The organism is Clostridiales bacterium (assembly GCA_014799665.1).
Taxonomy (GTDB): domain Bacteria; phylum Bacillota; class Clostridia; order Christensenellales; family Pumilibacteraceae; genus Anaerocaecibacter.
Genome location: JAAVHP010000010.1, coordinates 26,023 through 47,320, shown reverse-complemented (window position 1 = coordinate 47,320; position 21,298 = coordinate 26,023). Strand labels below are relative to the sequence as shown.

The 21,298-nt window shown below is 48.9% G+C and carries 22 protein-coding genes, 1 tRNA gene and 2 pseudogenes; 16 read left to right on the top strand and 9 right to left on the bottom strand.

Annotation, left to right across the window (positions count from 1 at the left end):
- Positions 1-71 precede the first annotated feature (71 nt).
- Together HDT28_04500 and HDT28_04495 are read left to right on the top strand one after the other, a co-directional pair.
- Entirely contained in the window at positions 72-998 is a 927-nt protein-coding gene (locus tag HDT28_04500; protein ID MBD5131836.1) for an SHOCT domain-containing protein, read from the top strand.
- A 125-nt stretch (positions 999-1,123) separates the two neighbouring features.
- Entirely contained in the window at positions 1,124-1,522 is a 399-nt protein-coding gene (locus HDT28_04495) for a hypothetical protein (protein MBD5131835.1), read from the top strand.
- Between the two features lie 131 nt (positions 1,523-1,653).
- Here HDT28_04495 and HDT28_04490 read toward each other — a convergent pair whose 3' ends face one another.
- A complete protein-coding gene (locus tag HDT28_04490; GenBank protein MBD5131834.1) occupies positions 1,654-2,178 on the bottom strand; it encodes an NADH peroxidase in 525 nt (174 codons plus the stop codon).
- Between the two features lie 365 nt (positions 2,179-2,543).
- Here HDT28_04490 and HDT28_04485 point away from each other — a divergent pair, with 365 nt between their 5' ends.
- The gene (locus HDT28_04485) at positions 2,544-4,019 is read left to right on the top strand and encodes an MATE family efflux transporter (GenBank protein ID MBD5131833.1); all 1,476 of its coding nucleotides are present in this window, start codon (positions 2,544-2,546) and stop codon (positions 4,017-4,019) included.
- A gap of 69 nt (positions 4,020-4,088) precedes the next feature.
- A tRNA-Arg gene (locus HDT28_04480) sits at positions 4,089-4,165 on the top strand.
- Between the two features lie 565 nt (positions 4,166-4,730).
- Here HDT28_04480 and HDT28_04475 read toward each other — a convergent pair.
- A pseudogene (locus HDT28_04475) lies at positions 4,731-5,006 on the bottom strand (recombinase family protein).
- Positions 5,007-5,285: 279 nt separating this feature from the next.
- Positions 5,286-5,717: pseudogene (locus tag HDT28_04470) on the bottom strand (recombinase family protein).
- Positions 5,718-6,199: 482 nt separating this feature from the next.
- On the opposite strand from HDT28_04470, the gene HDT28_04465 reads away from it, so the two are divergent.
- The 4 genes from HDT28_04465 to HDT28_04450 all read left to right on the top strand — a co-directional run bounded on the left by HDT28_04465 (position 6,200) and on the right by HDT28_04450 (position 7,902).
- A complete protein-coding gene (locus tag HDT28_04465; GenBank protein ID MBD5131832.1) occupies positions 6,200-6,640 on the top strand; it encodes a LytTR family transcriptional regulator in 441 nt (146 codons plus the stop codon).
- Between the two features lie 9 nt (positions 6,641-6,649).
- Complete coding sequence (locus HDT28_04460; GenBank protein MBD5131831.1) at positions 6,650-7,129, top strand: DUF3021 domain-containing protein; 480 nt, start codon at positions 6,650-6,652, stop codon at positions 7,127-7,129.
- Positions 7,130-7,311: 182 nt separating this feature from the next.
- Positions 7,312-7,470, top strand: coding sequence for a hypothetical protein (locus HDT28_04455; protein MBD5131830.1), 159 nt, complete (start codon positions 7,312-7,314; stop codon positions 7,468-7,470).
- Between the two features lie 258 nt (positions 7,471-7,728).
- On the top strand, positions 7,729-7,902 hold the full coding sequence (locus HDT28_04450) for a hypothetical protein (protein MBD5131829.1): 174 nt from the start codon (positions 7,729-7,731) through the stop codon (positions 7,900-7,902).
- A 238-nt stretch (positions 7,903-8,140) separates the two neighbouring features.
- Here the strand turns inward: HDT28_04450 and HDT28_04445 are convergent, their stop codons facing one another.
- The 6 genes from HDT28_04445 to HDT28_04420 all read right to left on the bottom strand — a co-directional run bounded on the left by HDT28_04445 (position 8,141) and on the right by HDT28_04420 (position 12,824).
- Positions 8,141-8,665 (bottom strand): hypothetical protein, encoded by a 525-nt coding sequence (locus HDT28_04445; GenBank protein MBD5131828.1) that lies wholly within the window; start codon positions 8,663-8,665, stop codon positions 8,141-8,143.
- Between the two features lie 117 nt (positions 8,666-8,782).
- A complete protein-coding gene (locus tag HDT28_04440) occupies positions 8,783-9,580 on the bottom strand; it encodes a hypothetical protein (protein ID MBD5131827.1) in 798 nt (265 codons plus the stop codon).
- Positions 9,581-10,480, bottom strand: a complete 900-nt coding sequence (locus HDT28_04435; protein MBD5131826.1) for an ATP-binding cassette domain-containing protein — start codon at positions 10,478-10,480, stop codon at positions 9,581-9,583.
- A gap of 10 nt (positions 10,481-10,490) precedes the next feature.
- Positions 10,491-11,309, bottom strand: a complete 819-nt coding sequence (locus tag HDT28_04430) for an ABC transporter permease subunit (protein MBD5131825.1) — start codon at positions 11,307-11,309, stop codon at positions 10,491-10,493.
- A gap of 2 nt (positions 11,310-11,311) precedes the next feature.
- Complete coding sequence (locus HDT28_04425) at positions 11,312-12,214, bottom strand: ATP-binding cassette domain-containing protein (GenBank protein MBD5131824.1); 903 nt, start codon at positions 12,212-12,214, stop codon at positions 11,312-11,314.
- Positions 12,215-12,224: 10 nt separating this feature from the next.
- The gene (locus HDT28_04420; protein MBD5131823.1) at positions 12,225-12,824 is read right to left on the bottom strand and encodes a hypothetical protein; all 600 of its coding nucleotides are present in this window, start codon (positions 12,822-12,824) and stop codon (positions 12,225-12,227) included.
- A 163-nt stretch (positions 12,825-12,987) separates the two neighbouring features.
- On the opposite strand from HDT28_04420, the gene HDT28_04415 reads away from it, so the two are divergent.
- The 8 genes from HDT28_04415 to HDT28_04380 all read left to right on the top strand — a co-directional run bounded on the left by HDT28_04415 (position 12,988) and on the right by HDT28_04380 (position 21,097).
- Positions 12,988-13,587: a TetR/AcrR family transcriptional regulator gene (locus HDT28_04415; GenBank protein MBD5131822.1), complete on the top strand. Its 600-nt coding sequence runs from the start codon at positions 12,988-12,990 to the stop codon at positions 13,585-13,587.
- 59 nt (positions 13,588-13,646) lie between these two features.
- Positions 13,647-14,927: a hypothetical protein gene (locus HDT28_04410; GenBank protein MBD5131821.1), complete on the top strand. Its 1,281-nt coding sequence runs from the start codon at positions 13,647-13,649 to the stop codon at positions 14,925-14,927.
- Positions 14,928-15,046: 119 nt separating this feature from the next.
- A complete protein-coding gene (locus HDT28_04405) occupies positions 15,047-15,640 on the top strand; it encodes a hypothetical protein (GenBank protein MBD5131820.1) in 594 nt (197 codons plus the stop codon).
- 41 nt (positions 15,641-15,681) lie between these two features.
- Positions 15,682-17,103: a pyruvate kinase gene (gene pyk / locus HDT28_04400; protein ID MBD5131819.1), complete on the top strand. Its 1,422-nt coding sequence runs from the start codon at positions 15,682-15,684 to the stop codon at positions 17,101-17,103.
- Between the two features lie 14 nt (positions 17,104-17,117).
- Positions 17,118-17,792, top strand: coding sequence for a response regulator transcription factor (locus HDT28_04395; protein MBD5131818.1), 675 nt, complete (start codon positions 17,118-17,120; stop codon positions 17,790-17,792).
- Positions 17,789-19,111, top strand: coding sequence for a HAMP domain-containing histidine kinase (locus HDT28_04390; protein MBD5131817.1), 1,323 nt, complete (start codon positions 17,789-17,791; stop codon positions 19,109-19,111). Before HDT28_04395 ends, HDT28_04390 begins: the two co-directional genes overlap by 4 nt.
- 61 nt (positions 19,112-19,172) lie before the next feature.
- Positions 19,173-19,430: a hypothetical protein gene (locus tag HDT28_04385; protein MBD5131816.1), complete on the top strand. Its 258-nt coding sequence runs from the start codon at positions 19,173-19,175 to the stop codon at positions 19,428-19,430.
- A gap of 221 nt (positions 19,431-19,651) precedes the next feature.
- The gene (locus tag HDT28_04380; GenBank protein ID MBD5131815.1) at positions 19,652-21,097 is read left to right on the top strand and encodes a proline--tRNA ligase; all 1,446 of its coding nucleotides are present in this window, start codon (positions 19,652-19,654) and stop codon (positions 21,095-21,097) included.
- Positions 21,098-21,298 lie beyond the last annotated feature (201 nt).

The following is a 21,298-nucleotide window of genomic DNA, read 5'->3' as shown; positions in this document are numbered from 1 at the left end:
AAAAATTAATAATTAAAAATTATCGAAGTAAAAATTATCGACGGGCGTAGATATATTGTAGGGATAATAACATGGGTTTTTTCAATTTCAATTTCGTAGGTCACGACGAGTTCGACGTCGGGGCGAAGAATAACGAGGGCAGGCTGTACCGTTACGTTCAGCTTGCCGGAATTTGCGTTATTATCATATCCGCCGCAATTCTCATGTTCTCGACGTTCCGATTGATCAAGCTTAATTCCACGGGCTACGGGATCGTTTTTTCGATATGTATAGTCGGGTTCACCGCGCTTGCCGCGCTTCCGTGGGTGCGTGTTATCGAACGGGTCAAGGACAAAAAGTTCTTTATAATCGCGATAGTGTTCCTGGCGATAATCGGGCTATGCGCGGTTTTGTGGATAACCTGCGTCTGGCAAATTATAAGCATTTTCAATAACGTAGTTTACGGTGAAGCGGAAGCGGTGGAGCAGAGCGTAATAAATTCGCTCAACGTTATTCGCGCGTCGCTTATCGTTTCGTTACAGTTCGGCATGGTATCGAATATAGTGATGAACTACATTAAATACCGCAAAACGCTTTTGCCGTACCAAATCATGTCGGGCGTATCTTCATTCTATATCGATTTTTATATCTCGCTGTTGCTCACTGCTTTTACTATTACGCCGCACGGTATGGAATCCGTGCCGTACGCGTTGCATATCATTTCGAACGGCTGGGTAGCCGCGTTCTTCGGTATTGCCGTAGTTACGCTGTCGCTGTCGGGCATAGTGTTCTGGCGCACCGATAGGCGCAGGCTGATCATCACCGCAAACACCGCGCTCGAAAATTCGGGTAAGACCAAGGACGATAGCGGCGCCGCCGACGGCGAAAAACGGTCCGACGACGCTACGGGCGAGAGCGCGCTCGAAAGAATGAAAAAGCTCCGCGCGCTACTCGACGAGGGCTTGATCACTCAGGAAGAATACGACGCTAAGCGCAACGATATCCTTAACAGTATTTAGGTAAATGGACAGGCAACATAAGACCTGTCCATTTTGTTTGTTTATTTCGGCTATCCCCCTTGACAACGGGGTGGTGGTATGATATACTTTCAACATATTAAAATATAAATACAAGGAGAATGACAATGGCTAAAATCACGTGGGATGACGTAAAAAAACATCTTGACACAACGTACAAGACCGATAGAGGTAACGGCGACGTAGTTAAAATTACTTTCGTTTATCCCGACGACAACCGGAGGTCGCAGCTTGTTCTCGTCGACCACGAGCAACAACAAAACCGCCTTGTCGTTGAGGTTCTCTCGCGCGTCGGCGACATTGCGACGAGCCGCTTGCCTAAGGCGCTTGAATTGATCGGCAAAAAGTATTTCGTCGCGCTTGAAAAAATGGGCGACCTTTACTACGTAAGAGTTTCGCTCGATATGAACTACGTTCCGCTGTCGGCGCTCGGCAATATCGTAGAACTCGTCGGTCGCACCGCAGATGCGCTCGAAAAAGATTACGTCGGCGGCGACGACAACTAATAATTAAAATAACGGAAAATAAAAAGACGGTTCTAAGTTCGAACCGTCTTTTGCTTTGCTGTAATTATTCGGGTGAAACGCTCGATTATTTACTCACGCCTACACATGACAATCGCGTAGCATTCGGCTACTTATTTGCCGAAGTAGCGTTTGAGCATTCCCGCGAAGCCTGCGCCGTGACGTGCCTCGTCCTTAGCCATTTCGTGAACGGTGTCGTGAATGGCGTCGTAGCCGAGTTCCTTAGCGCGCTTAGCGAGTTTGAGCTTGCCTTCGCACGCGCCCGCTTCCGCGGCGGCACGGAGTTCGAGGTTCTTTTTGGTGGAATTGGTCACGACTTCGCCCAAGAGCTCGGCGAACTTGGAAGCGTGCTCGGCTTCTTCGTAAGCGTAGCGCTTGTATGCTTCGGCGATCTCGGGATAGCCCTCGCGCTCGGCGACGCGCGCCATTGCAAGGTACATACCGACCTCGGTGCATTCGCCCATGAAGTTGGCTTTAAGCCCGTCCGTAACTTCCTTATCTTCGACCTTGCCGTCGCCGACATGGTGTTCGCAAGCGAATTTCGCTTCGCCTACTGGTTCGAATTTCTTAGCGCCGCATACGGGGCAAACGTCAACGCCGTCCTCTAAGATCTCGCCGCAAACTGCACATCTTTTCATAGTTTTTTACCTCTCTTTTTGTAGTGTTTTGTGGTTAAAATATTTATAGCATAATTCGACATCTTTGTCAATCGATATTTGAAAATTTTTACCACCTACTTCTTTTTGGAAAGAAGTAGGCAAGAAAACCTTACGTTTATTTTTTCGGGGGAACAGTATTCGTTGGTTGAATAAAAACATTGGATTTTTTACATAACCCACACTTCTTTTTGGATAGAAGTGGGCAAGAAAACCTTACGTTTGTTTTTAAAGTGAAACGGTATTTGTCGGTTCAATAAAAACATTTGATATTTCTGCATAAACCGCCTTTATTCGATTGCTTTTATTTGCGTAAAGTGCTATACCATATTTCGGTAATATTAACCATGTTATTCGGCTTTAAAAAACACAATCGCGCCGCAGCGGGCAAGCAAATGGATATGCTGCACGGTCCTATGTTTAAGAACGTGCTGTTGTTCGCGTTGCCGCTCGCGCTCGCGGGAATTTTACAGCAGCTTTTTACTTCCGCGGATATGGCTGTAATTTTCTGGTTCGAGGGCAGTGTGGCGCAGAGCGCGGTGAACAGCAACGGCGCGCTCGTCAATCTTATTATAAATCTTTTTACGGGGCTGTCGGTCGGTGCGACGGTCGTTATCGCCGAGCTTGTCGGCAAGAGCAGTACCGACGATCTTCATAGCGTTGTGTTCACTTCGTTTATCATTGCGCTCGTGAGCGGGGTAATACTTGTGGGGCTGGGTATCGGTGTTTCCGCGCCGCTGTTGAAGATCATGGACACTCCGCCCGAGGCGTTGCCGCTTGCTATTGAGTATCTACGGATTTACTTTATCGGTATGCCTGCGCTAATGGTGTATAACTTCGGCGCGGCGATACTTCGCAGTGTGGGCGATACGCGCAAGCCGTTGTTTATCCTCGTCGTGACGGGTATAGTCAACGTGGGGTGTAACATTCTGTTTGTGGCGGCGTTCAAGATGAGCGTTGCAGGCGTTGCGACGGCGACCGTCATAGCCAACTATTTGAGCGCGGCTATCGTCATTGTTTTTATTATGAAGGACGAATCGCTTAAAGTGAAGCGCGGTGCGAAGTTCCGCAAGGAATACCTTATCCGCATTTGCGTGATCGGCTTGCCCGCGGGACTCCAAGGCGTGGTATTTTCCATTGCCAACGTGTTTATTCAGACCTCTATAAACGGGTTCGGCGCGCAGGCGGTGGCGGGCAGCGGCGACGCGGTGAACTTCGAAAGCTACGTGTATTTCTTCGTCAATGCGTTTGCGCAAACGACTGTTACATTCTTTGGGCAGAACTACGCGGCGGGCGAGTTCGATAGGTGTAGGCGAGCGTTCAAGATAAATATGCTGTCGGGACTTGTCGTGTCCACCGTGCTAAGCGTGGTATTCGTTGCGGGCGGCAGATTGTTTATAAGAATTTATACGACTGACGAGGTCGCGATCGAGTATGCGGTCATGCGGCTTTGGTGTGTTTGCATAGGCTCTATGATCCCGTGCCTTTACGAAATCGCGGGCGGCGCGTTGCGCGGCATGGGGCATTCGCTTTTGCCCGCCGTGTTTACCATAGTCGGGTCGTGCGTGCTGCGGCTTATTTGGATATACACCGTGTTCGCGGCGTACCCGCTGTATTGGGTGCTGCTCGTCGTTTATCCGTTGTCGTGGACGATAACGGGCGGAGCAATGCTTATAGCGTACTTCGTAATATTCAGGAAAGCGGTTAAAAAGAATATACCGCCCAAAAGCGATGACGGTGAAGTTGGGGAGCAAACGATTGAACAAGCCAAGAAATTCCTGCTTTGTAAAACATTTCGGGTTTTTGAAATTTACGCGGCGTAATTGCTTGACAAAACAAACCTTTTAATATATAATACTTGTTGCAAGCGGTAATACGCTTGAAGATAATATGCACTCATAGCGCAATTGGATAGAGCGTCTGGCTACGGACCAGAAGGTTGGGAGTTCGAGTCTCTTTGGGTGCACCATTACGGGGGTATAAGAACACCCCGAAAAAGAAACCGATTTATCGGTTTCTTTTTCTTTTGCGCCGTTTTCGTCCTCGCTCCCGCTTTCGCCGTTGCCGTCGGGGTAATCGGGGAAAATCAAGTTCATAAGCAACTCGTTCTTTTGCCCGTCTTTTAAGTGGAATAATACTTTCATTTTATCGTCGTAAAGCACAACTCTATAAATGAACGTATCGACAAGGGCTTTGCGGTTTTTGTTCTTGGAATAGTCCAGCGTTCTGAAATGTAATAACCACTTGCGTATGTCTTCATAGCTGTAATTGATTTGTAAAGCCTTTTCGCTCTCAATAGTTGCGTTCAGCTCGGCGTTCTCGTTCTCTAACTTTTCGATTTGCGCTAAAATCGTGTCGGCAATCTTACCGCGCATTAGTGCTTGCATTAAGTTATTGATAGCCGCTTGATTTTCCGCAATAACCTTTTCAAGCCGTTTTATCTCGCTGTCGTTCCGCTCGGCTTGTATCAGTAAATAAGTTTCGGCGGCGATTAGGTCTATATACTCGTCGTTTAATATGCCTTTTTCGCCCACTATGGCGGCAATAACCTCGTCCTCGATAAACTGTTTGCGGACGGCTTTTTTGTCGCATTTGCCTTTAACGTGTCCGTTACAAGCATAATAAAAATACAATTCTTTATTCTTGCTTTTACCGCTTACACCCGTCATTTTATTGCCGCACTTGCCGCATATCAATTTTTCCGATAATATGTATTCCTCAACGGCTTTGCCCCTCGACGGAGCGGCGGCGTATTTCCGCAACACCTCTTGCACCTCGTCAAACAGTTTGTCGTCGATAATGCGCGGCATACCGCCGTCTATTTCCTCGCCGTGATAAATGTATTTGCCCAAATATTTGCGGTTTGCAAATATGCTGTGAAAGCTGTTTTTGTTCCACTTTTCGCCCCTCACTGGCGGTATTCCTCGCCCGTTCAAATAGCGCGCAATATCGGCGTAATTGTAGCCGCTGGCAAGCATTTCAAACATTTTCTTGACTACGGGCGCGGTGCCCTCATTTATTGCAAAATGCTTGTTCTCGTCCACCTTGTAGCCGTAGGGAATAAACCCGCCGAAAAACTTGCACTTTGACGCGGTTAAAGCCATACCGCGTTTTATCTTTTGCGATAGCTCCGCCGAATAGTATTCCGCCATACTTTCCAAAACGCCCTCGATTAAAATACCGCTCGCGTCGTCCGTGATATTCTCTTTTGCCGATAGCACGCGCACGCCGTTCTTTTTCAGCTTTGCTTTGTACGTTGCGCTGTCGTAGCGGTTACGGGCAAAGCGGTCAAGCTGGTAAACGATAACGTACTGAAAGCCTTTGCGCTTGCTGTCCTCAATCATTTGTAAAAATTCGGGGCGTTTGTCCGTTGTACCCGTCAAAGCGCGGTCTATGTACTCGTGGACTATGCGCAATTCGCTCCGCTGTGCAAATGCGTGGCACTCGGCTAATTGTCCCTCGATAGACTGTTCGTTTTGTCCATGACAGCTAAAACGTGCGTAGATTACTGCGTTTTTCATAGTGTTTGCTCCTTTGCGCCGTCCGTTGTGGACTGCGGCTTAAAAATTTTGTGTTCGCTTTGGTGCTTACCGTCTTAACCAGCAAAAAATGCCGTCGCAGTCAAATTGTCAAGGGTTTGCCCCGTAGGGGACGACGATTTTATGCCTAACGGGAGATAAATCGTCGCCCTTTACAATTTGGCAAGGCGGCGTATTCCGTCCCCAGACGGTAAGCACAAGCGACACAAAAACTATAAAATTCTTACCGAAAAATAAATAATAGCTCACAATGATTTTATCAAAAATAGAACAACTAAATTTATCATTATATAGTAAATTATGTCTAATACTGTAATCGACTAAAAAGCAATATTGCCGCCTATTATTTGGCGAATACCACTTGTATGTTCAAATCGACCGACTATTGTAAAAGAATTGAAATGTATCTATAAATTTAGTATACTTTATTCGTAAAAGCGCGCTTTACATAAGGAGGTTTTAATTTGAAAGTTGAAATCAAACTTGACGAAAACTGTTCGGAAACAAAGGTAATAATCATTACCGAAAAAATGACGGATGAAATTACTGCTTTAATGCAACGCCTATCGGAAGAAGCTCCGCAAGGAATTGTTGGTTTTGACGGTGATGTCGTTCAGATTTTAGAACCGACAGATATAGTCAGAATATACGCAGCGGTCGGAAAAGTATTTGCTGTTACAGAAAAAAAAGAGTTTGTCTTACGTTTACGCTTATATGAAATTGAAGAAAGGTTAAGTAGTAAGGGCTTTGTGCGTATTTCAAATTCGGAAATAATCAATATTAAAAAAGCAAAGAAATTCGATTTAAGCACAGTCGGAACAATTTGCGTATCGTTGTCAAACGGAAATGTTAGTTTTGTTTCGAGGCGATACGTTACAAAAATCAAAAAAACATTAGGTATATGAGGTGATACTATGAAAAAGAAAATTTTATTTCGCAGTCTTATGGGTGCGCCTATCGGCGTATTAGTCAGTTTAATTATAACAATTATTTTTTCGCTTTGTATGGGGCACGGCGAATATTTTCCTGCTCCACACGAACTTATAGATTGGTGTGGCGGCAACGAAACAACCGCAGTAATCGTACAAATGATTTGTTCGCTTCTTATTGGTGCTATCGGCGGCGGCTCGTCCGTGATTTGGGAAATCGAAAAATGGAGTTTATTAAAGCAAACATTAGTGCATTTGGCTATTATTTCCGTTCCGTTCTTCGGAATAGGCTATATAATGAATTGGATGCCGCATTACTTATACGGCGCATTGGGTTACGTTGGCGGATTTATTGCGGTATACGTAATTATGTGGTGCTCCATATTTTTTTCAATCAAAGCAAAAATAAAGAAAATGAATAAGCATTTACAAGAAATACAACAAGAGGACATAAAAGAAAAATAAGTGGACGAAATTAAAAAAGAAAAAGTGCCGTACTTTTATGCTTGCTGTCCTAACTGCAAAAGTGTATTGTTACAAGCAAAGAACGGTTTAGAGGGCTATACGAAATGCTCTAAATGTGGCGAATATATTCATATCGTTATTCGGAATGATACCGTTACAACAAAAATAAAGGTAACACATCAATGACTTATTACGTTGTATGCCCCGAATGTGGGTATAAACTATTAAAGGCTGGCGACGGCTCTACAATAGAAATCTATTGCCCGAAATGTAAGGGCAAAATGTTAATAGCTGTAAAAGACGGTAAAGTTATCGTGCAAAAGGCAAACGATAATAAATAATTATTAGTATTACTTTATACGCCACTATGTCACACTGTCACACTTTTGATGTAAACGGCAATATGTGCGGGCGGCGAAGCCGCCCGCACTGTGGCGTATAGTATTACCACGCCACCCCGTAACGTGTAACACATTTAGTGGCGATTATTATAAAATCGGCTATTATCTAATAAAAAATGACAAAATGCTCTTTATGCCTTGTTGTACCATTTAGGGTGGGTATGGGTGGGCTTATCAAAAATTTAAGGAGTATCAAATATGGAAAAGAAAATTCCGCTCGGAATAAGCGTTATCTATTTCAACAACGAAAACAAAAACATTTACGCCGAACTGCCGCCCGATAAAGAGCAAGCAAAAAAGCTGTCAAAGCGTATCTATAAAAACGCTATGACAGCCCTTGCAAGCCGTGAGCCGTCAACTCCGCACGACTGACTGTTTACCTAATAACAAATAGTCCGACAGCGGCAAGTCAACACTGCAATAATATTCCCGTCTGTTTACCTTGTAGATTACTATGTTCTTTTTATCGGCAAAGCGGTGCACCACCACAAAACCCCGCTACAATAGTAGCGGGGTTTTGTGGTGGTGCACTCCATGAGTGAGTAGCGCGGCGAAGAAAATTATTATTAACTAAGCGGTATAGGAATTATAAATTTTTTTTGTTTTTATATTACCGTCCCGAATAGAAGCTCACGCCGAGGTACTCCTCGAAGGCTTCGCGGATCTTATCGTACTTCGGGGGATCTTTAAAATATATTCTCGTATGCTTTTCCGTGCCGTCGGCGAAGTATACGGTCACGCTTTCGCTTCCGCCGTCGCATATTTGATCGTCGGAAATGTATTTGTCCTTCCATGCGAGGAAGCCCAACGACTTGATTTTATCATACAGCTTTGACGCTTGTTCTTCGGTGAACGTTGATACAAGCTTGGGAGTATTGAGGTCTTCGGCGGTGAGCCCAGGCGTATGTTCGAGAATTTCGGAAATATCCGCATCGGTTGCCAAGGTGTCGTAAACGCTCCCGTTTTTGAAGTCGAATGTGCGCACGTATTCGCCCGAAAACGGTGCGAACCCTTCGTGCCACGACGTTTCGATTTTGATTATTTCCAAATCGTCGTACTCCGTTTTAGGCGTACATCCCACAATGACGGAAAGGGCTATGTAAAGCAACAGCGGCATGATTAAATACTTTTTCATTTTCATAGCGCACCTCATATAATAACAACAACGTAAGTTCGTATTTTGTCCCGTTCGAAAAAATAAAAAGCCGACGGCGCAAGATTATTGCGTTATCGGCTTTTTGGTTTAATCCGTTTACACCAAGCTTGTCATATTGAGTATTACGTTGCTTACTGCGCCGAGACCCGCAGCGAACAGGATGCCGCCGGCAAGGCACATTATTACGTTGAGCGCGCTTGCGTCGAGCGGGGAGATCATGGGAAGCATGGTGAATAACAGCGCGCCCGCGGCGATCGAGCAGACTATCGACAGCCAGGTCTTTTGTTTGGCGACGGTCGCTAACGTAAGAGCAATGCCGACGTATATCGCGACCAGGAACACCTTGCAGAACATACAGGCGATTATCCCGCCTGCGCCCGCTTCGGCGGTGAACGGGAGCCCCGCGATCGCGCCGCCTATCATTGCGCCGATAAAGTAGGCGAGTATCATTATCACGCCGCTTGCGTAGCACACAAGACTTTTGGATATTACGTAGTCGCTTTTCTTGGCGCGGACGGTGAACAGGTTTTTGGCGTAGCCGCTCCTGAAATCCTGTGCGACGAAAAGACAGACGAGGACGGCTATCAAGAAGTACATAAGATTGATATTGCACATTCCCGTTATATCCATGCTCATGCCCGCGCCGCTGCCGCTCATAGCACCTATCGATTGCCAAACGTTTGTGAACGTTTCTATCGTCGTTTCCACGCCCGTTGCGGGATCGATCGTAGTGCCGCTCATCATGGAAGTCATTACTAGCATGAGTATGGGAATGACCAAACTCACGCCTGCCATAATGTACACGAGCGGCATTGTGAACATTCGCTTAAAGTCAACTTTGAGCATTGTTTTCAGCCTTTTCGTAAAGGTCGATTTTTCAAACGTTGCTTCCATTTACCGCGCCTCCTTCATTAAGTCGATATAGTATTCTTCGAGGTTTATTTTGTCCGTTTTTATTTCGGTGACTATGATATTTTGACCATACAGGAACGAAACTATATCCTCGGGCTTTGCATTGTCGTAAACGCGGATATATTCTTGCTCGTCCGTTTCGACACGTGAATACTTGCGTTCGAGAACAGCTTTCGTCGCCGCCGTATCCTTTGCTTTGAGCGCGATGAAGGTAGGGTAATCGGCGTTGAGCTCCTCGGCGGTCATTTCCTTTATCATCTTGCCGCCGCGCACGATGCCGTAGTGCGTTGCTATTTTTTCGAGCTCGCCGAGGATATGCGACGAAATGACTACCGTGCAATTATAGTTCGTCGTTATATCGACGAACACCTCGCGCATTATCCTCATGCCGTCGGCGTCGAGACCGTTTATGGGTTCGTCGAGGACGAGCAGAGCGGGACTGCCCAAGAGTGCGAAAGCGATGCCTATGCGCTGTTTCATGCCGAGCGAGCAGTTCTTGAATTTGTTGGAAGCCGAGCCTTCCATGCGCACAGTTTTGAGCACTTTTCGCACTTCTTCTTCGGCGTTCTTTATGCCGAGGTTAGCCGCTTGCAGCATCATGTTATTCCACACGCTGTAATTGGGAAAGCACCCCGGTGCTTCGATAAGCACGCCTATTTTCGCTCTCACGTCGGGATCGCGGTAGTCCTTGCCGAACAGCTTGATCTCTCCGCCGCTCGGCACGAGCAGTCCGCAAACGAGCTTTTCGGTAGTCGACTTGCCCGAGCCGTTCTCGCCGATAAAGCCGTAAATCGAACCTGCCGGCACGGTCATGTTCAAGCCGTTCAGCGCTTGCTTTTGCCCGAAGTTTTTGGATAGATTTCTTATTTCTATTGCGTTCATTTTTCACCTCTTAATAGCAGTCGCGCTTATTCAGTATCCACGAGCCGAGAACGTTGTAGATGACCGCCCACGCTATCGAAACGACAAGACAGATAATGACCGATACGAAGTTTGCGCTAAGGCAGGCGTACACCGACGAGCCGTACAGGAAAATATTTAGTGCGGGGGAGTTGCCCACGACCGCCGCCGCGCCTATGACGGGAATGCCCGTGCCGAGTATGAAGCACAGCGCGATCGATATACCGAACTTGGAGCGGAAGATCACGTTTATAAACGTGTAAAGGCTCGCCCAGCCGAGGCTCATGATCATTTTGCCGAGTATGGCGCATATAAGCGAGTCTGCGTTGACGGCGAAGGATAAGCCCGTAAACACGCCCGAAGCGAGCCCGCCGATAAGATAGGTCACGCACATACACGCCATAGAGAACGCGCCGAGAAGGCTTTTACTCATCATGTAGTCTTGCTTCTTCGGGTGGGTTGTGAACAGCTGTTTGACGTATCCGCTCTTGTAGTCGTGACCGATGAATATGGAAATCATTATGCCGCCGAAGATGAACACCATGTTCATATTCGCGTACTCGCCGATATTGTTTACTACGTACAGCGGGCTGTCGGCGGCGATTATCTGCCACGCGTTGGTGAATAGGGAAGCGGTCGCGCCGTCGTCGCCCATTGCGCCCATCGACACGAGCGCGGGAATGATAGCGGATATGCCCAAAAAGATATAGAACAGCGGGGTGTGGAACAGCCTGTAAAAGTCCACGCCGAGCATACCCTTTAACCGTTTGAAAAAGCTCGGCTGTTCGAAGGTCAATTGCGTCGCTTCCATGGTTAAGCCTCCTCCTTTTTGCTCATAAGCTCGATATAGTATTCTTCGAGCCCGACCTTGTTCTTCGTTATCTCGGTCACGGCGTGCCCCTTATCCAAAAGGCGCTTGACTATTTGCTCGGTATAGTCAACGTCGTAAACGCGGATATATCCGTCCTCGCACCGAACGTCCGTAAAGCTGCTTTTGAGCATCGTCGCCGCGCTCGGCATATCCCTCGTCTTTATCGATACGAACGTACGGGAGCGTGCGTCCATTTCGGCGGCGGATAGCTCTTGTATCATTTTGCCTTGACGGATGATGCCGTAGTGCGTGGCTATCTTTTCGAGCTCGCCGAGGATATGCGACGAGATGAGAACGGTGCAACCGAGGTTTTGCGTAATGTCGACGAGAATGTCGCGCATGATGCGCATACCGTCGGTATCCAAGCCGTTTATAGGCTCGTCGAGAATGAGCAGGGCAGGGTCGCCGAGAAGCGCCATTGCGATGCCGATACGCTGTTTCATGCCGAGCGAGCAGCTCTTGAACTTGATCTTGGCGTTGTCTTCCATACGCACGATTTTAAGTACGCGGTTGATTTCTTCGGCGCGGTTTACTATTCCGAGATTGAGCGCTTGCATCATGAGGTTCGCCCATACGCTCGAATTGGGGAAGCACCCCGCGCTCTCTATAAGCGCACCCACCTTGGCGCGAACGCCTGCGTCGGTATAGTCCTTGCCGAACAGCTTTATCTCGCCGCCGTCGGGAACGAGGTGCCCGCAGATAAGCTTTTCGGTAGTGGACTTGCCCGAGCCGTTCTCGCCGATAAAGCCGTATATACTGCCTACGGGAACTGTCATATCGAGATTATCCACTGCGTACATTCCGCGGAAGCTTTTGGATAGGTTTCTTATTTCTATTGCGTTCATTGTAACCTCGTTATTCGGTTTCTTTTTTATCTGTTATTTCTACTGCGTATTTATCGTCGAGACCTTTGGCTTTGAGAAATGCGTTGAATTCGCGCGTGAGCGTTTCGACGGAGTAGGCGGCGGGCGATACGTGCGGCACGCCGTGCTTGGATTGCTCTATTTGCTTGCGCACTTTTTTGTTGCTTTCTTTCGCGCCTTTTTTGATATTTTCGATTATAAGCTTGACTTTTGCTTTAAAGCCCTTGGTGTGCAGAAGCTCGGTGAACTCGGGGTTGTTCTCCGCCGAGCGACGCTTGACTTCTTCGAGTTGAGCTTTATCGGCTTCCTTTTGCTTGCGGGTGTTCTCCGCTATGTTCGCAAATGCGACTTTGAATTTTGCCGCTATGCCTTTGGTGTGGCAGAATTCCTCGAACTGCTTAGCGATTTCCTCTTGGTTGATTGCGTGTTGTTCCATGGTTTGTAATCTCCTTATTTGAATTGTTTTATTGTTTCTTTCGGCGTGGGCGAGCAATATCTTCCACTGCGCTTCGCCAGTAGCCGCCAAAAATTCGTTGAAGTCGTCCTCGGTCAAATCGAGCGTTTCGTCTTGCTTGGTTTCGTCTTGTTCCATGTTTTCGTCTTCCTCTGAAAATTTGTAACCGTTCGGTTACACGTATATTTTAAATTCTTTTTCGGTAAAACACCACAACACAAAAACCGAAAAGTGTCGGTTTCTGATTGATTTTTTTAAATTGTTCTGCTACAATACAAGTGCGATTTTTTAGGCGGTGGATATGAATAGGTCGGAATCGAAGTTCAATAATACGGCGGGCAAGATGCGGCGGGCGCTCGTTACGTTGCTCGAAACCAAGGAGTTCGGCGATATAAGCATTATGGATATTTGCGTGGCGGCGGGCGTGAACCGTTCGACTTTTTACGCGCACTACGACAACACGTACGAGCTTTTGAGAGAAGCGCACGCGGGCATGGTAGGCGATTTCTTTAACGAGTGCGAGTTCGATAACCCCGTCGATCTGTCGAATATGAGTAATCTAAGCAAAGACGATCTTAATTTGATTTCGCCCAAATATTTATTGCCGTACTTGAAATACATAAAAAACCATAAACGGCTTTTTAGGATCTATGCCGAAAACGCTCATTCGTTCGAAGTGAATAAGGCGGACGATATGCTTATCGAAAATATTTTCGTGCCTATATTATTCAAGCACGGCGTGACCGATAAGAAGCTTATTTACTATATGCAAAAGTTCTTTCTCAAAGGTATCGACGCTATTATAAACGAGTGGGTGAGAAACGATTGCGAGGACGATATTCTTTTTATTTGCGAGATCATAACCGTTTGCGTGCGCCCGCTGAGCTATAAGGGCGAATAGGTGTTGACAAAGTTATACGTGCGGTATATACTTATTATATAAGAGGTTATGCTAAGACGATGAAAACGGAAAATAAGTTTAAGTTGATTGTTTTTTTACCGATAGTTATCGGTATCGCGCTTTTGATCATCGGCATGGTGACGGGTTCGTCGATCATGACGTATGCCGGTATCGCAGTGCTGTTCGGCGGTAGCTTTCTCGTTGCGATGATCACCGCAATAGTCGTTATAGTCAGGGCGGTGCGCGGAAGCGGTACAAGCGATACGAGTAGTTCGACTTCTTCGAGCGTCGACGACGATACGGATATCGACGATGAAATCGACGATGATATAGACGACGAAGATATTGACGAGGAAGATATAGACGAGGAAGATATAGGCATCGTAAAAGACGAAGCCGTTAAAGAAAAGAGCGGGAGCGACAAAGAGCGCGAGATGATCGAAAAGATCAATTCTACGCGCGGGGAAGCCAATAAGATGGCGAACGCGGAGTATCAGCTGTCGCACGCCGCAAAGACCTGGAAGGGAGCGAGCAGGGGCGACAAGGTAAAGGGCTGCCTGTTCGTTATATGCTTTATTTCGTGTCTGTTCGGCGCAATGATATTGTTTGGACTCGGCTACAATTTGGCGGGCGGTATCGTTTTCGGCTGTGCGTTCCTTATTATTTTCGGCGCGCTTATTATAACTAAGATTATAGAGCACCGCTCCATGTCGGGCAACTACGATAGGGCGGACTACGACCGCAAAACGGGCATTGTCAAAAATTGCACGCTGTCGAGCTCTGTGGGGGCGGGTAGCGGGAGTACCTCGCGTATATCGTCTATCGTGTATCGCGTGCAGGTCGAGGTCGACGGCAAGCTTCGTAACGCGTACAGCCGCGAGTACTACGACGAGGGCGACAAGGTAAAATTGCTCGTGCATAAACGGCTCGATACGGTCAAGATCATAGACGACGGCGAGGACGAGCCGCTCGACGATTACGAGATCATGCGCGACGAGGCGAACGCGCGCATGGAAGAATTGCAAAAGCGCGCCGAAGAATACGAAAAGCGTTGGGGCTTGCCCGACGATCCCAAAGAGCCCGAGCCGAAAAAAGCCGATGCCGACGTGACTGCGGCGCGTGAAGAACTCGCGGTAGTGCTTTCGGCGATGGCTAAGCGCGAGGACGAAGCGGGCGATACGGGTGAACCCGAGAAAACGCCCGAGCCGACCGCTCCCGAAAAGAAAGAGGAAGGACCGATCGAAGCCGTCGAAAGCAAGGACGAGAAGGTCGAACCGACCGAGCCGCGCCCGTCGACCCGCAGACCGAATACGGGGTATAAAGGGATAAAGCGGAATTAAATATAGCGTTCCGTTAAATTTAATCATACTTTAATATTAAAATCGCCAAAACACTTGATTTTGGCGGTTTTGTGTTGTATAATTTTCATGTAATACAAACGTTTTAAAGAGGACCTTTCATGAACGCAAAACAGGTAAAACAGTACGAAATTTTAAGCGAATTTTTCTCGTCCGACATTCTCAAACAGGCGGCGGTCGATAAGTATTTCGGCGCAATGCTCAAACTCGATTACACTTACGCCGAGGATCTTTGGGAATATATGCTCATTCGTAACGACGCCGACCTTAAAAATCCCGCGGTCGCTAAACTCTATCTCGACCGCGCGGTCGCGCTGTTCTTGAACGCGGCAGAAGCCAAGGCGCTTAAAACGGTTATCGATAAGCCCGTTATTCACCGCGCAGTGTTCTCGTTCGCTCCGTCGGCGGCGGAAGGCGCGCTGTTCGATCTTGCGGTCAATCTTTTGGTGGCTGGCAAGGTCGATACCGTCGAGAGTATTTTCAAGAACCTTATCAAGAACGAGGCTATGAAGGTTTCGTACGGCGGGTACATGATCAAGTTCCTCGATAAGTACTTTATCGAGATGATGAAGAAGAATTCGACGCACCGCGTCGAGCTTAACCGCAAGCAGGCTAATCTCCTTATGACTTACGTTCAGAAGGTGAAGGGTGACGAGAAGGCTATGCTTGTTCAGAGGGTCAAGGAAGTTCTTTAAGCTAAAATATCGCTATAAAATTGCTTAATAGGGAGTAAACTATGCGCAGAACAAAGATCGTTTGCACACTCGGACCGGCTACCGACGATTACGCCGTTCTTAAAAACATGGTACGCGCGGGCATGAACGTGGCGCGGCTCAACTTTTCGCACGGCACGCACGACGAACACCGTAAGCGCATAGACGCGGTCAAGCGCGCGCGTAAAGAGCTCGGCGTGCCCGTGGCTATTCTTCTCGATACCAAGGGTCCCGAGATCCGTATCAAAACGTTCAAGGACGGCAAGGTCGATCTTAAAAAGGGGAACAGCTTTACGCTCACCACGCGCGAGGTAGAAGGCGACGAGACATGCGTTTCCGTTTCGTACGCCGAGCTTCCCAGCTATGTTAAAAAGGGTGCGCGCATACTCGTGAACGACGGGCTTATCGAGCTCAGCGTTCAGTCGATCAGCTCGACCGATATAGTGACTACCGTCATGAACGACGGTGTGCTGTCCAACCGTAAGAGCATTAATATGCCCGACACCTTTATCGATATGCCGTACCTCAGCGAGAGCGACCGTGCGGATATAGTGTTCGGCATAGAGAACGACGTGGACTATATCGCTATGTCGTTTGTGCGGACTGTTGACGACGTGCGCATTATTAAGCGTTTGCTTACCGAGCACGACGCCGATAACGTTCAGCTTATTGCTAAAATCGAGAACCGTCAGGGCGTTGACAATATGCCCGCGATCCTTGCCGAGTGCGACGGCGTTATGGTCGCGCGCGGCGATATGGGCGTTGAGATCCCGTTCGAGGAGCTGCCCGGCATACAAAAGGATATGATTTCCAGATGCTACCGTAGCGGCAAAAAGGTTATCACCGCTACGCAGATGTTGGAGTCCATGATTACTAATCCGCGCCCCACGCGTGCCGAGATATCGGACGTAGCCAACGCCGTTTACGACGGTTCGTCGGCTATCATGCTTTCGGGCGAGACCGCCGCGGGCAATTATCCCGTCGAAGCGGTGCGCACCATGGCGAGCATTGCCGAGTGCGCCGAGAGCGGTATAAACTACAAGAAACGGTTCAATTCGCTCGAAGCGGATATTAAGTCGATAACCGACGCGGTGTCGCACTCGACCTGCGCGGCGGCGTTCGACCTCGACGCGAAAGCGATAATCGCAGTGTCGCAGTCGGGCTATACCGCGCGCAAGATTTCGCGGTTCCGTCCGTCCGCGCCTATTATCGCGCCCACGACCTCGGTCAAGGCGTATAACCAGCTCGCCATGAACTGGGGCGTTCTGCCTACGCTCAGCAAGATGCAGGAGTCGAGCGACGATTTGTTCCGTCACGTTATCAACTGTGCGCTGTCGACCGGTATGGTTCAAGAGGGCGATCTCGTTGTTATCGCCGCGGGCGTGCCCGTGGGCGTTTCGGGTAACACCAATAATATGCGGATAGAATACGTTAAAAAGCACTAGTAAAAGGTTTTATCATGTCCGATAAAAAAGAAATCCTTATAGTCGAGGACGAGGCACAGATTTCACGGTTTTTGCAGCTCGAACTCGAACACGAGAACTACGGCTGCACTATCAGCGCGGACGGCAGGGAAGCGCTCGATCTCGCGCTCGCGCGTGACTTCGATCTTATTGTTCTCGACGTTATGCTGCCCTCGCTCAACGGCATAGAAGTTTTGCGCAGGCTGCGCCAGCAAAAGCAAACGCCCGTAATAATTCTTACGGCGCGCGATCAGGTCGTGGACAAGGTGACGGGGCTCGACATCGGCGCCAACGATTACATGACCAAGCCGTTCGCAATAGAGGAGCTACTTGCGCGTATCCGCCTGCACATAAAGCATTCCGGCGCGCACGCGAGCGCGGATATCGTTTGCAACAAACTGTCCGTCAATCCCGAAGCGCGCGTCGCGTCGTACGACGGACATACCATTGACCTTACCAAAAAAGAATTCGATCTCTTGCTGTATCTCATTCAGAACCGCAATATTGTAGTCAGCCGCGAGCAGCTGTTGGACGCGGTTTGGGGGTTTGATTTTTACGGCAGTACCAACGTCGTCGACGTGTACGTGCGGTACTTGCGGTCTAAGATAGACGACGTTTACGGCGTTACGCTCATCGAGACGGTGCGCGGCTCGGGATACGTTATAAGATGAGCGAGCGCGACGAACGCGAGGAATTCGGTCCCGTGCGCGGCGACGCGGCTGTGGACGGTCCTGTCGGCGAGAGCGAAACGCTGACCGTGCCCGTGCGTGCGGACGCGCTTCCCGAAAATAAAGAGGCGGTGCGCCAAACGCTCGCCGAAATCAAGAGCGCACAGAACGCCGAGAAAGCCCCGACCAAACGCGAGGTCAAGGACAGCATTCTTCTGCTCGTTAAAATCTTGTTTTTCCCGATAACGCTCATTGTAATGGGCGTTAGGTTTCTTTTTAAAAAGTTTCGAGTGGGCATCACCGTAAAGACCACGGTGGTGTTCACAGTCGTGTTCGGCGTTATGATAATCGGGTACGCCGCGTTTATCCTTGCGAGCCTTGATAGCCTTGTGGACGGCACGGTGACAGCCGATTATATGCGGCGGCTCGTAATTACCTCGACGGTGCTCGTTGCGCTGTTTATAGTGCTCGGCGCGACGCTAGGTGGTTTTTCGAGCCAGTACATGATCAATCCCGTGCGCAAGATAACAAAGCGCGTTAAACAGATTTCGGACGAGAATATAAGCTCGGCACGGTTAGAGCCCGTCGATACGCAGGACGAGTTGATGGAGCTTACAAACCAAATTAACGCCATGCTTGACAGCTTGCAGGAAGCGTTCGAGCGGCAGGAGAACTTCGTGTCTGACGCGTCGCACGAGCTCAAAACGCCGTTGTCCGTTATTGCGGGCTACGCCAATCTTTTGCGGCGTTGGGGCAAGGACGATCCCAAGATTTTGGACGAGAGTGTGGAAGCGATCTCGCGCGAAGCCGAGAATATGAAGCGTATCGTCGAACAGCTTTTGTGGCTCGCCAAGCTCGGCAAGTTTACGCTCAACAATACCGAGTTCAATCTTTACGAAACGGTAGACGGCATAGTGGACGGGTACAAAATGGTTAATCTCCGCCACGCGCTCAGCCTTTCGGGCGATCCGTCGATCACGCTCAACGCCGATAAGAACCTTATAACCGAAGCGGTGCGCACGCTCGTGGACAACGCCATAAAGTACACGCCGCCCGAAGCGGGCGAGATAGCCATATCCGTCAATAACGTTGACGAGCATATAGAGATAGCCGTCGCCGATAACGGCATTGGCATTGCCAAAGAGGACAGAGAGCATATATTCGAGCGGTTCTACCGCTGCGACAAGGTGCGTAGTCGCGCAGCGGGGTCGAGCGGGCTCGGGCTTACCATTTGCAAGCAGATCGTCGAGATGATGGGCGGCAAGATACGTGTGGACAGCGAGCTCGGCGAGGGCAGTACGTTCACTATCGAATTGTATTAGGTTTTATGAAAATACGGATAGCTTGTCCGTATTTTTTTGTTTTATGCGCATATAATGTAGCATGGAATTCAGTTGGGAAACGGTGCTCATATTCGTTGCTGCGGCGGCGCTCGTAGCCGTCGTTGCATGGGTTACGAGATTGAAAACGCGCGGAGTGATGCGCGTGCTTATCAATTCATTCGCGGGCGGGGCGCTCATTGCGTTCCTTTCGGCGTTTAATATTATCGTGTTGCCGTTCAATGCGTTCAATGCGCTTTTGGTCGGCGTTTTGGGCTTGCCCGGTGCGGGAGTGGTAGTAGCCGCGGCGATGCTGTTGTAATTAGGAATTAGTAATTATGAATTATGCCCTCATCCGTCACGGCTTACGCCGTGCCACCTTCCCCAATTGGGGAAGGCAAATAAGGATACAATTAAGAAAATTACCCCGTAGGGGTCAATCATTTCTAATTCCTAATTCACAATTCCTAATTAATTATATTGCTTGACTGTTTTCGATTATTGTGATAAACTCTTATATAATTAAATTATACGGAGCTTATCATGGCAGAAAAGAACGACAGATTTGTCAATCAGATAGCCGACATCAATACCGACTACACTAAGTGGTATACCGACGTTTGCCTTAAATCGGAGCTGTGCGATTACGGTCCCGTTAAGGGCACTATGGTTTTTCGCCCGTACGGTTACGCGATCTGGGAGCGTATTCAAGCCGAAGCGGATAAACGGTTCAAGGCGCAGGGCGTCGAGAACGCGTATTTCCCCATGCTCATACCGCAAACATTCCTTATGCGCGAAGCCGAGCACGTGGAAGGGTTCGCGCCAGAGGTTGCGACTGTCACGCACGTAGGCGATACCGAGCTCGGCGAAAAGCTCGTGCTTCGTCCTACGTCTGAGACGATCATCGGCAATATGTATTCTAAGTGGATAAGCTCGTACCGCGATCTTCCGCTTAAACTCAATCAGTGGGCGAACGTTGTGCGGTGGGAGAAAACCACACGCCCGTTCCTCAGAACGAGCGAGTTTTTGTGGCAGGAAGGTCATACCGTGTTTGCTTCCGCCGAGGAAGCGAACGCCGACGCGCTCACTATGCTCGGCGTGTACAAGGAGCTTGCCAACGACGTTCTGTGCTTGCCCGTGCTTGTCGGGCAGAAGTCCGAAAAAGAGAAGTTTGCGGGTGCGGTCGCTACGTACGGTATGGAAGCGATGATGAAAGACGGCAAAAGCCTTCAAGCCGGCACTACGCACTACCTCGGCGAGAATTTCGCCAAGGCGTTCGATATTAAGTTCTTGGACAAGGACGGCACGCATAAGTACGCGTACCAGGCGAGCTGGGGCATTTCCACGCGGCTTATAGGCGCTATCATTATGGCGCACGGCGACGAGCGCGGACTGTGCCTGCCGCCGCCCGTTGCGCCCGTTCAGGTCGTTATTATTCCTATCGGCGCGGTAAAGAACCACGCAGTTGCCGATAAAGCAGAAGCGATTAAAGCCGATCTGGTTAAGGCTGGCGTGCGCGTTACGGTGGATAACCGCGACCAGTCGCCCGGGTTTAAGTTCAACCATTGGGAGCTTCGCGGCGTGCCCGTAAGAATGGAACTCGGCGGGCGAGATATAGAAGCAGGCGTCGTTACCGTTTGCCGCCGCGATACTGCTGAGAAGTTCACTATGCCTTTGGACGGCGTGGTTAATGGCGCGACCGAGCTTTTAGAGACCATAAGAAAGAATATGCTCGACAAGGCGGCTAAATTCACGCAAGATCATATCGTAAAGGTCAATAACCTCGACGAGATGGGCGCGGCGCTCGACGGCGGCAACTTTACCGACGCGTACTGGTGCGGCGATAGGGAATGCGAGGAGAAAATCAAACAGACCTATTCTGCGACAAGCCGCGTTATGCACGCCGATCAATCGGGTGTGGAAAAGCATAAATGCGTTTGCTGCGGGAAGAAAGCGAAAAAGCGCATTTACTTTGCGCGCGCGTATTGAGCGCGTATTCATCGGCGGATACGGGCTACGCTTAGCTCGCCGCCTTGGTCATGTAGGTGGGTCTACACTCCCGTCGGCGGCTCGCTAACTGTTGCCCGTCTGCGCCGCGACTACGCACTCAATAATACGTTCATTTAAATAAGTCAATAAACAAAAAATTAGGAGCTCGATTGAACTCCTAATTTTTGTTTTGTGATAATT

Coding starts and splice junctions, on each gene's coding strand:
- HDT28_04500 (MBD5131836.1), top strand. CDS start 72: ATGGGTTTTTTCAATTTCAATTTCGTAGGTCACGACGAGTTCGACGTC.
- HDT28_04495 (MBD5131835.1), top strand. CDS start 1,124: ATGGCTAAAATCACGTGGGATGACGTAAAAAAACATCTTGACACAACG.
- HDT28_04490 (MBD5131834.1), bottom strand. CDS start 2,178: ATGAAAAGATGTGCAGTTTGCGGCGAGATCTTAGAGGACGGCGTTGAC.
- HDT28_04485 (MBD5131833.1), top strand. CDS start 2,544: ATGTTATTCGGCTTTAAAAAACACAATCGCGCCGCAGCGGGCAAGCAA.
- HDT28_04460 (MBD5131831.1), top strand. CDS start 6,650: ATGAAAAAGAAAATTTTATTTCGCAGTCTTATGGGTGCGCCTATCGGC.
- HDT28_04455 (MBD5131830.1), top strand. CDS start 7,312: ATGACTTATTACGTTGTATGCCCCGAATGTGGGTATAAACTATTAAAG.
- HDT28_04450 (MBD5131829.1), top strand. CDS start 7,729: ATGGAAAAGAAAATTCCGCTCGGAATAAGCGTTATCTATTTCAACAAC.
- HDT28_04445 (MBD5131828.1), bottom strand. CDS start 8,665: ATGAAAAAGTATTTAATCATGCCGCTGTTGCTTTACATAGCCCTTTCC.
- HDT28_04440 (MBD5131827.1), bottom strand. CDS start 9,580: ATGGAAGCAACGTTTGAAAAATCGACCTTTACGAAAAGGCTGAAAACA.
- HDT28_04435 (MBD5131826.1), bottom strand. CDS start 10,480: ATGAACGCAATAGAAATAAGAAATCTATCCAAAAACTTCGGGCAAAAG.
- HDT28_04430 (MBD5131825.1), bottom strand. CDS start 11,309: ATGGAAGCGACGCAATTGACCTTCGAACAGCCGAGCTTTTTCAAACGG.
- HDT28_04425 (MBD5131824.1), bottom strand. CDS start 12,214: ATGAACGCAATAGAAATAAGAAACCTATCCAAAAGCTTCCGCGGAATG.
- HDT28_04420 (MBD5131823.1), bottom strand. CDS start 12,824: ATGGAACAAGACGAAACCAAGCAAGACGAAACGCTCGATTTGACCGAG.
- HDT28_04415 (MBD5131822.1), top strand. CDS start 12,988: ATGAATAGGTCGGAATCGAAGTTCAATAATACGGCGGGCAAGATGCGG.
- HDT28_04410 (MBD5131821.1), top strand. CDS start 13,647: ATGAAAACGGAAAATAAGTTTAAGTTGATTGTTTTTTTACCGATAGTT.
- HDT28_04405 (MBD5131820.1), top strand. CDS start 15,047: ATGAACGCAAAACAGGTAAAACAGTACGAAATTTTAAGCGAATTTTTC.
- pyk (MBD5131819.1), top strand. CDS start 15,682: ATGCGCAGAACAAAGATCGTTTGCACACTCGGACCGGCTACCGACGAT.
- HDT28_04395 (MBD5131818.1), top strand. CDS start 17,118: ATGTCCGATAAAAAAGAAATCCTTATAGTCGAGGACGAGGCACAGATT.
- HDT28_04390 (MBD5131817.1), top strand. CDS start 17,789: ATGAGCGAGCGCGACGAACGCGAGGAATTCGGTCCCGTGCGCGGCGAC.
- HDT28_04385 (MBD5131816.1), top strand. CDS start 19,173: ATGGAATTCAGTTGGGAAACGGTGCTCATATTCGTTGCTGCGGCGGCG.
- HDT28_04380 (MBD5131815.1), top strand. CDS start 19,652: ATGGCAGAAAAGAACGACAGATTTGTCAATCAGATAGCCGACATCAAT.